Raw genomic sequence first — 12,890 nt, 5'->3', positions numbered from 1 at the left:
CATGGCTATACAGGGCATTGAAGGGGTACTCAGTCAGTTACAGGCAACGGCGATGACCGCCCGTAATCAGAGCGTGGCTGACCAGCCGCCGGGCGTTAGCTTCGCCGGTCAACTGCATGCGGCGCTGGACCGGATCAGCGACAAGCAAAACGCGGCCCGTACCCAGGCTGAGAGATTTACCCTTGGCGAACCCGGCGTGGCGCTCAACGATGTGATGGCCGATCTGCAAAAAGCGTCGGTGTCATTGCAGATGGGGTTGCAGGTGCGTAACAAGCTGGTGTCGGCATACCAGGAAGTGATGGGGATGCAGGTTTAATCAATACCTATCTTACGCTGGCAGCCTGATGGCTTTAATGCCACAATATTTTTTTCTTCGCATGCAGGAAAGATGATGAAAAAAGTAGCAATTGTGGCTGCGATGCTGACGTTAGCGGGATGTGTTCAGGTAGATAACTATCAGGAAGTGATTAAGCACCCGGTACCTTCGCAACTGGCAGGTTACTGGCAGTCGAAAGGGCCGCAGAGCGCGATGGTGAGCCCGGAAGCGATCGCCACGCTGGTGGTGACGCCAGAGGGGGATACGCTGGATTGCCGTCAGTGGCAGCGCGTTATCGCGGTGCCGGGTAAGATCATGCTGCGTTCAGATGATTATTACAACGTGACCCGTAAGCTGGATGTCTATCCGCTGGAGCGTGATGGGGCGGCGCTGGAGTATGACGGTATGGAACTGTACAAGGTTGACCGTCCAACGGTGGAATGCGCAGATTACCTGAGCAAGAATCCGCTGGAGAGTAAGCTTCCGTAGCGGTAAAAGCAAAACGGCAATCATATTGCCGTTTTTAGGGTTTGCTCCCTCTCCCGGTGGGAGAGGGTCGGGGTGAGGGCATCAGGCCGCACTTTCCCAGCACTACAGCGCGTCCTCAATCACCCAGACGCTGACGCTTCCCCCGTTACAGAAGAACGTCCCTTCGCCATCTGCCGCCGTGGTCACGGTTTCCTCGCGGTTGCCTAAAAAATCACGCCAGGTCTTATTGCCGTAATTCTCCCCGAGGCAGATGGTCTTCTCGCCGTCATCGCCATTCGACAGCACCACAACACAGCCCGGGTGTTCCTCAGTCCCGCTGCGGCTGAACGCAATGCAGTTTGGATGATCGAAAAACAGCGTCTGCACGCCGTGGGCAAAACGCTGCCGGGCGAGGATCAGCTCGTGGAGCTGTTCAATCACCGGCATATCGATGTGATACGTCTCGCCATCCCCGCCGGTGTCGTCATAGCTGGCGCCAAAAAGATCCGGGTAGAATACGCTCGGCACGCCGTTTTCACGCAGCAGGATGAGCGCGTAGGCCAGCGGTTTGAACCAGGCTTCAACCGGGGCTTCCAGCGCCTGCAAGGGTTGGGTATCGTGGTTGGCTACCAGGGTCACGGCATGGAACGGATCGGCTTCCACCAGCGTACCGGTGAAAATCTGGCTCATATCGTAGTCGCGTCCCTGGCGTGAGGCTTCGTGAAATTTCATTTGCAGTGGCGCATCAAACAGCATGGTTTTACCGTCCACCTGATTGATGTAGTGCTGCAATTTATCCACTTCGTGAGACCAGTATTCCGCCACGATAAACAGCGGCTGCGGGGCCACCTCCTGGACGTGCTCAATCCACTCTTTATAGAACCAGGCCGGGATGTGTTTTACCGCGTCCAGGCGGAAGCCGTCGCAGTGGGTTTGCTCCATCACCCAGCGCGCCCAGTATTTGATCTCCTCCGTCACCGCATGGTTGCGAAAATCAATATTTTCACCCATCAGGTAATCGAAATTGCCCATCTCGTCGTCGACCTGATCGTTCCAGCCTCCGCCGGTGTAGTCGTTCACGATTTTGAAGATACCGTCCTCATTGGGGTTTTCAATGTGGTCGATACCGCTGAAGCATTTGTAATCCCAGATGAATTGCGAATATTGCCCGGCCCGAACGGGGAAGGTGTAACGCGTCCAGGCTTCGCATTCGATGATCTCATCGCTGATTTGGGTGCGATCCTGAGCATCCACGCGCTGCACGCGGACGGGTTCCTTTTCATCGGCCCCCATTTTATGGTTGACCACCACGTCCAGAAGCACCGCAATCTGGTTGCTTTTTAAGGCGTTGATGGCCTCCAGCAGCTGGGCTTTATCGCCGTATTTGGTGGCGACGCTGCCTTTCTGGTCAAACTCACCGAGGTCGAAAAGGTCATAAGAGTCATACCCGACGGAATAGCCGCCGGATGCCCCTTTGTATGCCGGCGGTAACCAGACCATATTGATGCCGATTTCGTTCAGGTTGGGGGCTAATGCCGTGACTTCTCGCCACAGTTCACCGCCGGTGGGGTAGTACCAGTGAAAACATTGTAAAAGTGTTGGGTTGCGCATGCACCATCTCCATGAGGTCGCGAAACTCAAGTATGGAGCAGGTTTGGCAGAAATGCCTGGCGAACGAAACGGTTAACGTTTGCCCGCCAGTTAAATGGCTAATTAATATCGCTATTACTTTGCGGAACCAGGACATGACCGCCCTGGTTACCGTAGGTGGAGAGAACGGTTTTCTGGATGGAGGATTGCCCAACCAGCTTCGCCAGTTCATCCATTCTGGCTTGCAGCAACGTTTTTACCTGGCCTTCGTTGTCCAGGATCACCCGCAGCGTCGGGCGAAGCTGCTCCTGAATCTGCATCGAAGGTTCACTTTCCTGAGTGAGACGAGCCAGTGAGTGCACCGCATTAACATAGTCGGTTTCACAGATGATCAGATCATCCCATAGTCCCTGCCGGGCCAGTCGCAACATCAACTGGCTCTGCTCAAGGAGTTGCTGATAAAGGGCATAAAGTTGCGGTGCGTTACTCATTAGACGGCGTCCTGGACAAGAGTTGGTATACCTGCTGCCTCCTTCCAGCCATCCGCAATATTGCGCAGTAAATTTTCCACCTCTTCGATGGCACTGGCATCATTGCGAAGGTTGGCCTGAAGCAGGCGACGAACCATATAGGCATAGAGAGCGATCAGGTTTTGTGTTAACTCGTCTTTACTCTCTTCATCCAATCCGACCTTCAGGCCATTTTCGATGATATTAATCGCTTTGGAGAGTGCCAACCCTTTTGCCGGGATATTACCGTCTGCTAGGAACAGACGCGCGCGTACCAGCGCGCTGAGGGCACCATCAAATAGCATGATAACCAGTTGCTGCTGGCTGGCGCTCATCACCGCGCTTTCAACTTCTATCTTTGCGTAGGCTTGCGTGCCTTTTGCGCCGTACATGTTATCCCCCTCGGGTCTGATTATCTGTTACTACTTGTTGGAAGACGTATTTTCGAACTGCTGTGTAAGGTAGCTGCTCGTAGAGTTCAGCGAGTTCATCATGACGTCCAATTGCGTAAACTGTTCTTTATAACGCGCTACCATGGTGTCGATACGCTCGCTGGCCGCGTTGTATTGCTTAGTTAAATTGTTCAGGGTTTTACTGACGCCATCTTTTGCAGCCTGAATGATGCCGGTGCTGGAGAGCCAACCAGTCAGATTCGTCCCAACAGTGGTAGTGATCCCCGATGTCTTACCGTCGCCTACCAGCAGATCCTTCATACCAGCGGAATTTGTCTTCATTGCTGCGCTAAGTTTGTCATCATCCACTTTTAGTTTGCCGGTGCTTGGGTCTGTCGTAATGCCAGCTTGTGCCAGGGTCTTAATATTGGAACTGGTGTGAGGGTTATTCAGCACGCTTTTCAACTGAGTCTGAATAGTGCGTAGTGTACTGTCGCCTAACAACGCGCCGTTGCTGGTATTCTGTGCGTCTGAACCCGCATCCACAGCAGTATATTTTGTGAGGCTGCTGAAAGTATCTTGCAGGGAGTTATACGCCGTAACCCAATCGTTTATCGCTTTGGTCGCTTTAGTGTTATCGGTAGTGATCGTTAAGGTCTGATTACCGGTAGTCACGTCGTTCAGGTTGAGGGTGATATCTTCCAGCGCATCACTAATGGTATTGCTGCTGTTTTCAATATCAACGTTATTAACTTTCAACAGCGCATTTTGAGCCGTAACGCTTTCCAGCATACCGTTAGCGGTGTCTGCGCTATTACCGTTGTAGCCCATGAAGGACTCAAGTGCCGTATCACCGCTGACACTAATGGTCATGGCATTGTCTTTACCGGTATCTTTCGACGTAATGGACAGACGATACTCACCATTTCCGACGTTAATAATGCTGGCACTTACGCCGGCATCCGCTTTGTTGATTGCATCTCGGATACCCGTTAGAGAACTGTTTTCTGCACTGATATTAATGGTGACAGGTTTCTTGTCACCACCTTGCTGAATGGTGATGGTGCTGTCTGCTGCCGCAATCGCCGTTTTATTATCGCTTTGCGTTTTTGCTGTTGTCAGGGTTTGCGCCTGCGCCAGCTGCGATACGTTAATGGTGTATTTACCCGCAATCGCGCTGCCGGTGGTTGTGGCACTGAAGGCTGTGCTGCTGCTGGCGGTGGTAGTCGCTGTAAACAGATCGGCTTTGCTAAGTGCAGTATTTGCCGTCTGGAAGGATTCCAGTGCACTTTTCAGCGTGCCGTAGGCACTAAGTTTTGCTGTATAGGAAGTTTGCTGCTTAGAGATCGGCGTCAGCTGTGCTTTTTGTGCAGCGGTCAGACTGTCCAGAATGTCACCTAACTGCAAACCTGAACCGACTCCCAACGTAGAAATACTTGCCATATTTATTCCTTAATGTAACGACACGTAGAACGAATAGTGGGGTTATCGGCCTCAACTCAAGAAAGTTTACGGTTATGTTCTTTTTTTTAATGGCGAGAATAACGCTAATAGAGAAGAGTATTTCTGTGGCTAAAAAAAATGACGCGATCCTGAAAAAAAATCTAAAGGTTGTTTTGGACCAGACAATAACACCATTGACGGCGATGAAGCCGAAGGGTGGAAACCCAAATCTAACCCACAGATTTGATGAACAACAGGAAACGTAATCATGGCACAAGTCATTAATACCAACAGCCTCTCGCTGATCACTCAGAACAACATCAACAAGAACCAGTCTTCAATGTCTACCGCCATTGAGCGTCTGTCATCCGGTCTGCGTATCAACAGCGCAAAAGATGACGCTGCGGGCCAGGCGATTGCTAACCGCTTCACCTCTAACATCAAAGGCCTGACTCAGGCTGCACGTAACGCTAATGATGGTATCTCTGTTGCGCAGACCACTGAAGGTGCTCTGTCTGAAATCAACAATAACTTGCAGCGTATCCGTGAGCTGTCTGTGCAGGCTTCCACAGGCACCAACTCCGATTCTGACCTGGCATCTATTCAGGACGAAATTACATCTCGTCTGGATGAAATTGACCGTGTATCTGAACAGACTCAGTTCAACGGCGTGAACGTGCTGGCTAAAGACGGTTCAATGAAAATTCAGGTTGGCGCTAACGATGGCCAAACTATCGAAATCGACCTGAAAAAAATCGACTCTTCTACCCTGGGTCTTAAGGGTCTTAACATTCAGACTGCAAATGTTTCAACTGGTAAAGAGCTGACTACCGTTCCTACCGATGTGACATTAAACACCACTGCGTTTAATACTGCTGTCGATGGTTTAGAAACGGGTAACACTACTGCTACTATCGTAAAAGGTGAAGACGGTAGTTATTTTGCAAAAGTAACAGGTGCAACTACTGATGCAACCAAAAATGGTTATTACTCAGTTAGCATCGACAACGCCTCTGGTGCAGTGACTCTGGGTTCCAAAGTCGCAGACCAAACTTCTGTTAAATCAGATGATGTTGCGCTGACCAAAGTTACTGTAGACAAAGCTATCGACATGACCGATGCCTCTGTCGCTGCCATCCCAGGTGCAAAACTGTATCAAGTGACCAATGCTGCGGGCGATAAAGCTTATGCATTAAAAGGCACTGACAACAAACTCTATGCAGCTGATGTCACCAACGGCGTTGTAACAGCAAAAACTATCAACTATACCGATGCAGACGGTGCCGCTGTAACAGGCGCTAATGTAACATTGGGCGGGACTAACGGCCTGACCGAAGTGGTAACCGTAGGTTCAGGCGAAAATGCCAAAACTTACAAATCCTCTGACCTTGGCGGTGCTAATCTCCAGACTCAAACTCTGTCTGCAATCAAAACGTCTACCAGCAATCCTCTGGCAGCGCTTGATGATGCGATTTCAAGCGTAGACAAATTCCGTTCTTCACTGGGTGCTATCCAGAACCGTCTGGATTCTGCTGTAACCAACCTGAACAACACCACCACCAACCTGTCTGAAGCGCAGTCCCGTATTCAGGACGCCGACTATGCGACCGAAGTGTCCAACATGTCTAAAGCGCAAATCGTTCAGCAGGCCGGTAACTCCGTGTTGGCCAAAGCTAACCAGGTTCCTCAGCAGGTTCTGTCTCTGCTGCAAGGCTAATCGCCTGATTACGCTTAAACCCCGCTTCGGCGGGGTTTTTTCTGTCCGCATTTACGCGTAACCCCCCAAATAACCCCTCATTTCACCCACTATTCACCCGATTAAAACCCCTCCAGAATCGGATAATCATGCCGATAACTCAACTAACGCAGGGCTGTTTATCGTGAATTCACTCTATACCGCTGAAGGTGTAATGGATAAACACTCGCTGTGGCAGCGTTATGTTCCGCTGGTGCGTCACGAAGCATTGCGCCTCCAGGTGCGTTTGCCGGCGAGCGTGGAACTGGACGATCTGCTACAGGCGGGCGGTATCGGGTTATTGAATGCAGTTGACCGGTACGACGCTCTGCAAGGAACGGCATTTACGACTTACGCAGTGCAGCGTATTCGTGGTGCGATGCTGGACGAGCTGCGCAGCCGCGACTGGGTGCCGCGCAGCGTTCGCCGCAACGCGCGCGAAGTGGCGCATGCGATGGGGCAGCTGGAACAGGAGCTGGGGCGCAACGCGACGGAAACCGAAGTAGCGGAGCGTCTGGGCATTCCTGTTGAAGAGTATCGCCAGATGTTGCTCGATACCAATAACAGCCAACTCTTCTCTTATGATGAGTGGCGCGAAGAGCATGGCGATAGCATCGAGCTGGTGACCGATGAACACCAGCAAGAAAACCCGTTACACCATTTACTGGAAGGGAATTTACGCCAGCGCGTGATGGAAGCGATTGAAGCTTTACCGGAACGTGAGCAACTGGTGTTAACCCTCTATTACCAGGAAGAGCTCAATCTCAAAGAGATTGGCGCCGTGCTGGAGGTGGGCGAGTCACGGGTGAGCCAGCTGCACAGCCAGGCCATTAAACGCCTGCGCACAAAACTGGGTAAGTTATAGGTGAGTTATTCGCCTTGGAAATGCCGCACAACGTATTGACAACCAGGAGTTATCATGACGGTGCAGCAATCTAAAAGACGGCCTTTAAGCCGCTACCTGAAAGACTTTAAACACAGCCAGACGCATTGCGCCCACTGTAAAAAATTACTCGACCGCATCACGCTGGTTCGTCGCGGTGAAATCGTGAATAAGATTGCGATTTCCCGCCTCGACACGCTGATGGATGAAGCCGCCTGGCTTGAAGAGCAAAAAGAGTGGGTAGCGCTTTGCCGTTTCTGTGGCGATCTCCATTGCAAAGAGCAAAGCGACTTCTTCGATATTATCGGCTTCAAGCAATTTCTGTTTGAACAAACGGAGATGAGTCACGGCACCGTGCGTGAATACGTGGTTCGCCTGCGCCGCCTGGGTCAGCATTTGACCATGCAAAATATCTCCCGCGATCTGCTGACGACCGGATACCTGGATGAAAATCTGGAACCCTGGTTGCCCGCCACCAGTACCAATAATTACCGCATCGCGCTGCGAAAGTACGCGCAATATAAAGTCCAGATGCCGGGCGTCATAAAGCAGAAAGTCCGCGCCGGAACAACTTCTGATATATATTAAAAAAGAATAAGATGTAGCGCAGCCGCCTTTGACGTTGCAGGCGATTTCTCTACACTACTCAAAAATTCCACTGTATCGGGGTACTTATGAAATTAGCACTTCTGGGTCGTCAGGCGCTGATGGGGATGATGGCCGTTGCGCTGGTCGCGGGGATGAGCGTGAAAACGTTCGCGGCAGAGAATCTGCTCAACAAAGTTAAAGAGCGCGGCACGCTGCTGGTTGGGCTGGAAGGAACCTATCCTCCGTTCAGCTTCCAGGGCGACGACGGTAAACTGACCGGTTTTGAAGTGGAGTTTGCGCAGGAGCTGGCGAAACACCTCGGCGTTAAAGCCTCCCTGAAACCCACCAAATGGGACGGGATGCTGGCGTCACTGGATTCCAAACGTATTGACGTGGTGATTAACCAGGTAACCATTTCTGACGAGCGTAAGAAGAAGTATGACTTCTCCACGCCGTACACCGTGTCCGGTATTCAGGCGCTGGTGAAGAAAGGTAACGAAGGCAGCATCAAGTCCGCAGCGGACCTGAAAGGTAAGAAAGTCGGCGTCGGTCTGGGCACCAACTACGAAGAGTGGCTGCGCCAGAACGTGCAGGGCGTGGACATCCGTACCTACGATGATGACCCGACGAAATACCAGGATCTACGCGTAGGCCGTATTGACGCCATTCTGGTTGACCGCCTGGCAGCGCTGGATCTGGTGAAGAAAACCAACAATACCCTGGCTGTCGCGGGTGATGCGTTCTCCCGTCAGGAGTCCGGCGTGGCGGTGCGTAAAGGTAACGAGGATCTGCTGAAAGCCATCGACGGCGCCATTGCTGAGATGCAGAAAGACGGCAGCCTGAAGGCGCTTTCTGAGAAGTGGTTCGGCGCAGACGTGACGAAATAAGTCTCTGACTGACAAAAAAAGGCGCTTTTAAAAGCGCCTTTTTTATTTCTCGCGCGTCTGCGTGCATAATGAAATAACAATTGTTTGCGTGACCGGAGGAACCATGTCACTACAGAATTTAACGCGCTTTCCCCGTCTGGAATTTATCGGCGCACCCACGCCGCTGGAGTATCTGCCGCGATTTTCTGACTACCTGGGGCGCGATATATTCATTAAGCGTGACGATGTGACGCCCATGGCGATGGGCGGAAATAAGCTGCGCAAGCTGGAGTTTCTCGCCGCCGATGCTCTGCGTGAGGGGGCGGACACGCTGATCACCGCCGGGGCAATTCAGTCTAACCACGTTCGCCAGACGGCGGCAGTGGCGGCGAAGCTGGGACTCCACTGCGTAGCCCTGCTGGAGAACCCGATCGGGACGCAGGCAGAGAATTACCTGACTAACGGTAACCGTTTGCTGCTGGATCTGTTCAACGTGCAGGTTGAAATGGTCGACGCGTTGACCGACCCGGCTGCACAGCTCGACGAGCTGGCGACGCGTCTGGAAGCGCAGGGTTTTCGTCCGTACGTGATCCCGGTTGGCGGCTCGAATGCGCTGGGTGCCCTCGGCTATGTTGAGAGCGCGCTGGAAATCGCTCAGCAGTGCGAAGGCGCGGTGAGTTTATCCTCGGTGGTGGTGGCGTCCGGCAGTGCGGGGACCCATGCTGGTTTAGCGGTCGGGCTTGAGCAACTGATGCCGGAGGTCGAGCTGATTGGCGTGACGGTTTCCAGAAGCGTTGCGGAACAGAAGCCGAAAGTCGTCACCCTGCAACAGGCGGTGGCTGAACAGCTTGCGCTTCAGGCGAAGGCGGAAATACTGCTGTGGGATGACTATTTCGCGCCGGGCTATGGCACCCCCAATGATGAAGGGATGGAGGCGGTTAAGCTGCTGGCCCGTCTCGAAGGTATTCTGCTTGACCCGGTCTATACCGGCAAGGCAATGGCGGGCCTGATCGACGGCATCGCCCGCAAGCGCTTTAAGGATGAAGGACCCATTTTGTTTGTTCATACTGGCGGGGCGCCTGCGCTGTTTGCCTATCATCCTCATGTCTAAAAATCAGGTAGAAAAATAATAATGCAAGAAAGTATTCAACTGGTTATTGATTCGCTGCCGTTCTTGCTTAAGGGCGCGGTGTTTACTTTACAGCTCAGTATCGGCGGGATGTTCTTCGGGCTGGTGCTCGGGTTTGTGCTGGCACTGATGCGCATGTCGAACATCTGGCCGGTGCGGTGGCTGGCGCGGTTTTACATCTCCGTGTTCCGCGGAACGCCGCTTATCGCCCAGCTGTTTATGATTTACTACGGGCTGCCACAGTTTGGTATTGAGCTGGATCCGATCCCGGCGGCGATGATTGGCCTGTCGCTGAATACGGCGGCGTACACCTCTGAAACGCTGCGTGCGGCGATCTCCTCCATCGATAAAGGACAGTGGGAAGCGGCGGCCAGTATCGGGATGACCCCGTGGCAGACGCTGCGCCGGGCGATCCTGCCCCAGGCGGCGCGCGTGGCGCTGCCGCCGCTGAGCAACAGCTTTATCAGCCTGGTGAAAGACACCTCGCTTGCGGCGACCATTCAGGTGCCGGAGCTGTTCCGTCAGGCGCAGCTGATCACCTCGCGCACGCTGGAAGTGTTTACCATGTATCTGGCGGCCTCGCTGATTTACTGGGTGATGGCGACGGTACTGTCCGCTCTGCAAAACTATTTTGAAAACCAGCTTAACCGCCAGGAGCGTGATCCAAAATGAGTGCAATTGACGTCAAAAACCTGGTGAAAAAATTCCATGGACAAACGGTGCTGCATGGCATTGATCTTGAGGTTGAGCAGGGCGAAGTGGTAGCAATTATCGGCCCGAGCGGGTCAGGCAAAACCACGCTGCTGCGCAGCATCAATTTACTGGAGCAGCCCGAAGGCGGGACGATCCGCGTGGGTGATATCACCATTGATACCGGGAAACCCATCAGCCAGCAAAAAGGGCTGATTCGCCGCCTGCGCCAGCATGTCGGCTTCGTGTTCCAGAGCTTTAATCTCTTTCCGCACCGCACGGTGCTGGAAAACATTATTGAAGGGCCGGTCATCGTCAAGGGGGAACCTAAGGAAGACGCGACGGTCCGCGCCCGCGAGCTGCTGGCGAAGGTTGGGCTGGCAGGGAAGGAGACGAGCTATCCGCGTCGCTTATCTGGCGGGCAGCAGCAGCGTGTCGCCATTGCGCGCGCGCTGGCGATGCGCCCGGATGTGATCCTGTTTGACGAACCCACGTCCGCGCTCGATCCTGAGCTGGTCGGGGAAGTACTGAACACGATCCGACAGCTGGCGCAGGAGAAACGCACGATGGTGATTGTGACGCATGAAATGAGCTTCGCTCGCGACGTTGCCGATCGGGCTATTTTCATGGATCAGGGGAGAATAGTTGAGCAGGGGCCGGCTAAAGCGCTGTTTGCCAATCCGCAGCAGCCCCGAACCCGTCAGTTCCTTGAAAAATTCTTAATGCAGTAGCATTTTAGCGTTCAATTTGCTCCAGATGCCGCTTCTGGAGCAAATTATCCTCCCTTAAACTCCGTTCTGTTGCTTTTTTATTCCGACTGATGTGGATAAGCCATCGCCAAATTAAAGATAATCTGCCTGTGGCCGATATTTTATATAAATAATCATGCTTTATGTGTTAGGTTATATTCACCATAATAATGATTATCTTTATCAGAGGCTTCATTCAGTAAGTATGAGGGATATAGACTTTTTCACCTGGCGACGGGAATGCTTCCTCCGGTTTCAGGAAATGACCTGTGCCGAAGAGGTATATCAGGAACTTCAGCGACAAACGCAGGCGCTTGAATTCGATTATTATGCGCTTTGTGTTCGACACCCTGTGCCATTTACCCGCCCGCGAACCTCCGTCCATTCCAGTTATCCGCAACAATGGATGGCGCAATATCAGTCCGAGAATTATTTCGCCATTGACCCGGTGCTGAAGCCGGAGAATTTCATTCAGGGACATTTGCCCTGGACGGATGAATTATTCACGGATGCCCAGCAATTATGGGACGGCGCGCGGGACCACGGATTACGCAAGGGAATAACGCAGTGTCTGATGATGCCAAATCATGCGCTCGGTTTCCTCTCCGTGTCATGTACCAGCTTACAGGCACACTCGATATCCAGTGAAGAAGTTGAGCTGCGTTTACAAATGCTCGTCCAGATGGCGCTCACCACACTGTTACGCTTTGAACATGAGACGGTGATGCCGCCTGAAATGAAATTCAGCAAGCGTGAGCGGGAAATTCTGAAGTGGACCGCAGAAGGGAAGACGTCGGCAGAAATCGCCATCATTCTCTCCATCTCGGAAAATACCGTCAATTTCCATCAAAAGAATATGCAGAAGAAATTCAACGCACCGAATAAGATCCAGATAGCGTGTTATGCCGCGGCGACGGGGCTTATCTGACTGATATCACGTTCTGCGTGTCAGACGAGAAAACGGCTGAATGCTTTGCATCCAGCCGTTTTTGTTACTGGCGGTAGGCTTGTTTAATTTGCTTAACCGTATTGGCAAAAACAGCGGATTCCGCCTGGTCTTCCATCTGCGCGATCTGTTTTTCCATTTTAATGATCACACGACCAGCATCAGCCTGGCCCATCGCTTGTAGCATAAGCGTCAGCAGCGACTTCAGGCAGTTTACTTCCTGTGCCAGTTCCTGGTTATTCTCGGCAGTGGCAAATTCAGGTGTGCTCATTTATTTTCCTCATTATAAAACAGCGCATGAGCGCGACGATGAAAGTTAAGGCGGCGGAGTATACCACAAGCTACGGCAAAAAATGCAGTGGTTGTTTTTTATACTTATCGCGCAGTGATTATTGGGCGGCGCGGATTATGAAGGTACTCTGTCCAATATGTTAGCGACAATTAAATGTTTATCCCCGGTTCGCCATTCGTTAATTGTTGTTACAAAAAATCGCGCGCTCTTTTTCGTTTGAGTTAACAACTGTTTTAGTAACTTTTCGAATGTCGATGCTAAAAAATAGCGGTAAAAGCCCGGCGGGCAAGGGTT

At 52.2% G+C, this 12,890-nt stretch carries 16 protein-coding genes; 10 read left to right on the top strand and 6 right to left on the bottom strand.

Annotation, left to right across the window (positions count from 1 at the left end; genetic code table 11):
* Window position 1 precedes the first annotated feature (1 nt).
* Window positions 2-316, top strand: coding sequence for a flagellar hook-basal body complex protein FliE (fliE, locus tag ACOTWU_RS09035; protein WP_003859612.1), 315 nt, complete (start codon window positions 2-4; stop codon window positions 314-316).
* A 75-nt stretch (window positions 317-391) separates the two neighbouring features.
* Complete coding sequence (gene yedD / locus ACOTWU_RS09030; protein ID WP_003859613.1) at window positions 392-805, top strand: lipoprotein YedD; 414 nt, start codon at window positions 392-394, stop codon at window positions 803-805.
* A gap of 102 nt (window positions 806-907) precedes the next feature.
* On the opposite strand, the gene amyA is transcribed toward yedD, so the two are convergent.
* The 4 genes from amyA to fliD form a co-directional block, all read right to left on the bottom strand.
* Entirely contained in the window at window positions 908-2,395 is a 1,488-nt protein-coding gene (gene amyA / locus ACOTWU_RS09025) for an alpha-amylase (RefSeq protein WP_126499123.1), read from the bottom strand.
* A 98-nt stretch (window positions 2,396-2,493) separates the two neighbouring features.
* Window positions 2,494-2,865 carry a flagella biosynthesis regulatory protein FliT gene (fliT, locus tag ACOTWU_RS09020; RefSeq protein ID WP_006811148.1) on the bottom strand — a complete coding sequence of 124 codons (372 nt, stop codon included), beginning with the start codon at window positions 2,863-2,865 and terminating at the stop codon, window positions 2,494-2,496.
* On the bottom strand, window positions 2,865-3,275 hold the full coding sequence (fliS, locus tag ACOTWU_RS09015) for a flagellar export chaperone FliS (RefSeq protein ID WP_045333310.1): 411 nt from the start codon (window positions 3,273-3,275) through the stop codon (window positions 2,865-2,867). The genes fliT and fliS overlap by 1 nt, the downstream gene beginning before the upstream one ends.
* A gap of 30 nt (window positions 3,276-3,305) precedes the next feature.
* Window positions 3,306-4,718 (bottom strand): flagellar filament capping protein FliD, encoded by a 1,413-nt coding sequence (fliD, locus tag ACOTWU_RS09010; RefSeq protein WP_045333309.1) that lies wholly within the window; start codon window positions 4,716-4,718, stop codon window positions 3,306-3,308.
* A 268-nt stretch (window positions 4,719-4,986) separates the two neighbouring features.
* On the opposite strand from fliD, the gene ACOTWU_RS09005 reads away from it, so the two are divergent.
* The 8 genes from ACOTWU_RS09005 to sdiA all read left to right on the top strand — a co-directional run bounded on the left by ACOTWU_RS09005 (window position 4,987) and on the right by sdiA (window position 12,286).
* Entirely contained in the window at window positions 4,987-6,435 is a 1,449-nt protein-coding gene (locus tag ACOTWU_RS09005; RefSeq protein ID WP_045333307.1) for a flagellin, read from the top strand.
* Window positions 6,436-6,598: 163 nt separating this feature from the next.
* A complete protein-coding gene (locus ACOTWU_RS09000) occupies window positions 6,599-7,318 on the top strand; it encodes an RNA polymerase sigma factor FliA (protein ID WP_003859623.1) in 720 nt (239 codons plus the stop codon).
* Between the two features lie 54 nt (window positions 7,319-7,372).
* Window positions 7,373-7,924: a flagella biosynthesis regulatory protein FliZ gene (gene fliZ / locus ACOTWU_RS08995; RefSeq protein WP_015570235.1), complete on the top strand. Its 552-nt coding sequence runs from the start codon at window positions 7,373-7,375 to the stop codon at window positions 7,922-7,924.
* 86 nt (window positions 7,925-8,010) lie between these two features.
* Entirely contained in the window at window positions 8,011-8,811 is an 801-nt protein-coding gene (tcyJ, locus tag ACOTWU_RS08990) for a cystine ABC transporter substrate-binding protein (protein WP_003859627.1), read from the top strand.
* Between the two features lie 103 nt (window positions 8,812-8,914).
* Window positions 8,915-9,901 (top strand): D-cysteine desulfhydrase, encoded by a 987-nt coding sequence (gene dcyD, locus ACOTWU_RS08985; RefSeq protein WP_017384480.1) that lies wholly within the window; start codon window positions 8,915-8,917, stop codon window positions 9,899-9,901.
* Window positions 9,902-9,922: 21 nt separating this feature from the next.
* Window positions 9,923-10,591 (top strand): cystine ABC transporter permease, encoded by a 669-nt coding sequence (gene tcyL / locus ACOTWU_RS08980; protein WP_003859632.1) that lies wholly within the window; start codon window positions 9,923-9,925, stop codon window positions 10,589-10,591.
* Entirely contained in the window at window positions 10,588-11,340 is a 753-nt protein-coding gene (gene tcyN, locus ACOTWU_RS08975; RefSeq protein WP_003859634.1) for an L-cystine ABC transporter ATP-binding protein TcyN, read from the top strand. Before tcyL ends, tcyN begins: the two co-directional genes overlap by 4 nt.
* A 223-nt stretch (window positions 11,341-11,563) precedes the next feature.
* Window positions 11,564-12,286: a transcriptional regulator SdiA gene (gene sdiA, locus ACOTWU_RS08970; protein ID WP_017384479.1), complete on the top strand. Its 723-nt coding sequence runs from the start codon at window positions 11,564-11,566 to the stop codon at window positions 12,284-12,286.
* Between the two features lie 64 nt (window positions 12,287-12,350).
* Here sdiA and ACOTWU_RS08965 read toward each other — a convergent pair whose 3' ends face one another.
* The gene (locus ACOTWU_RS08965; RefSeq protein ID WP_003859644.1) at window positions 12,351-12,575 is read right to left on the bottom strand and encodes a DUF2594 family protein; all 225 of its coding nucleotides are present in this window, start codon (window positions 12,573-12,575) and stop codon (window positions 12,351-12,353) included.
* Entirely contained in the window at window positions 12,562-12,642 is an 81-nt protein-coding gene (locus ACOTWU_RS08960) for a hypothetical protein (RefSeq protein ID WP_418235935.1), read from the bottom strand. Before ACOTWU_RS08960 ends, ACOTWU_RS08965 begins: the two co-directional genes overlap by 14 nt.
* Between the last annotated feature and the right edge of the window lie 248 nt (window positions 12,643-12,890).

Origin of the sequence: Enterobacter cloacae complex sp. GYL001, assembly GCF_049237125.1 — a bacterium.
Taxonomy (GTDB): domain Bacteria; phylum Pseudomonadota; class Gammaproteobacteria; order Enterobacterales; family Enterobacteriaceae; genus Enterobacter; species Enterobacter hormaechei_C.
This window is presented reverse-complemented; position numbering and strand designations above follow the sequence as displayed.

Excerpts from the sequence above, each read along its gene's own strand:
- fliE (WP_003859612.1), top strand. The coding sequence starts at position 2 with ATGGCTATACAGGGCATTGAAGGGGTACTCAGTCAGTTACAGGCAACG.
- yedD (WP_003859613.1), top strand. The coding sequence starts at position 392 with ATGAAAAAAGTAGCAATTGTGGCTGCGATGCTGACGTTAGCGGGATGT.
- amyA (WP_126499123.1), bottom strand. The coding sequence starts at position 2,395 with ATGCGCAACCCAACACTTTTACAATGTTTTCACTGGTACTACCCCACC.
- fliT (WP_006811148.1), bottom strand. The coding sequence starts at position 2,865 with ATGAGTAACGCACCGCAACTTTATGCCCTTTATCAGCAACTCCTTGAG.
- fliS (WP_045333310.1), bottom strand. The coding sequence starts at position 3,275 with ATGTACGGCGCAAAAGGCACGCAAGCCTACGCAAAGATAGAAGTTGAA.
- fliD (WP_045333309.1), bottom strand. The coding sequence starts at position 4,718 with ATGGCAAGTATTTCTACGTTGGGAGTCGGTTCAGGTTTGCAGTTAGGT.
- ACOTWU_RS09005 (WP_045333307.1), top strand. The coding sequence starts at position 4,987 with ATGGCACAAGTCATTAATACCAACAGCCTCTCGCTGATCACTCAGAAC.
- fliZ (WP_015570235.1), top strand. The coding sequence starts at position 7,373 with ATGACGGTGCAGCAATCTAAAAGACGGCCTTTAAGCCGCTACCTGAAA.
- tcyJ (WP_003859627.1), top strand. The coding sequence starts at position 8,011 with ATGAAATTAGCACTTCTGGGTCGTCAGGCGCTGATGGGGATGATGGCC.
- dcyD (WP_017384480.1), top strand. The coding sequence starts at position 8,915 with ATGTCACTACAGAATTTAACGCGCTTTCCCCGTCTGGAATTTATCGGC.
- tcyL (WP_003859632.1), top strand. The coding sequence starts at position 9,923 with ATGCAAGAAAGTATTCAACTGGTTATTGATTCGCTGCCGTTCTTGCTT.
- tcyN (WP_003859634.1), top strand. The coding sequence starts at position 10,588 with ATGAGTGCAATTGACGTCAAAAACCTGGTGAAAAAATTCCATGGACAA.
- sdiA (WP_017384479.1), top strand. The coding sequence starts at position 11,564 with ATGAGGGATATAGACTTTTTCACCTGGCGACGGGAATGCTTCCTCCGG.
- ACOTWU_RS08965 (WP_003859644.1), bottom strand. The coding sequence starts at position 12,575 with ATGAGCACACCTGAATTTGCCACTGCCGAGAATAACCAGGAACTGGCA.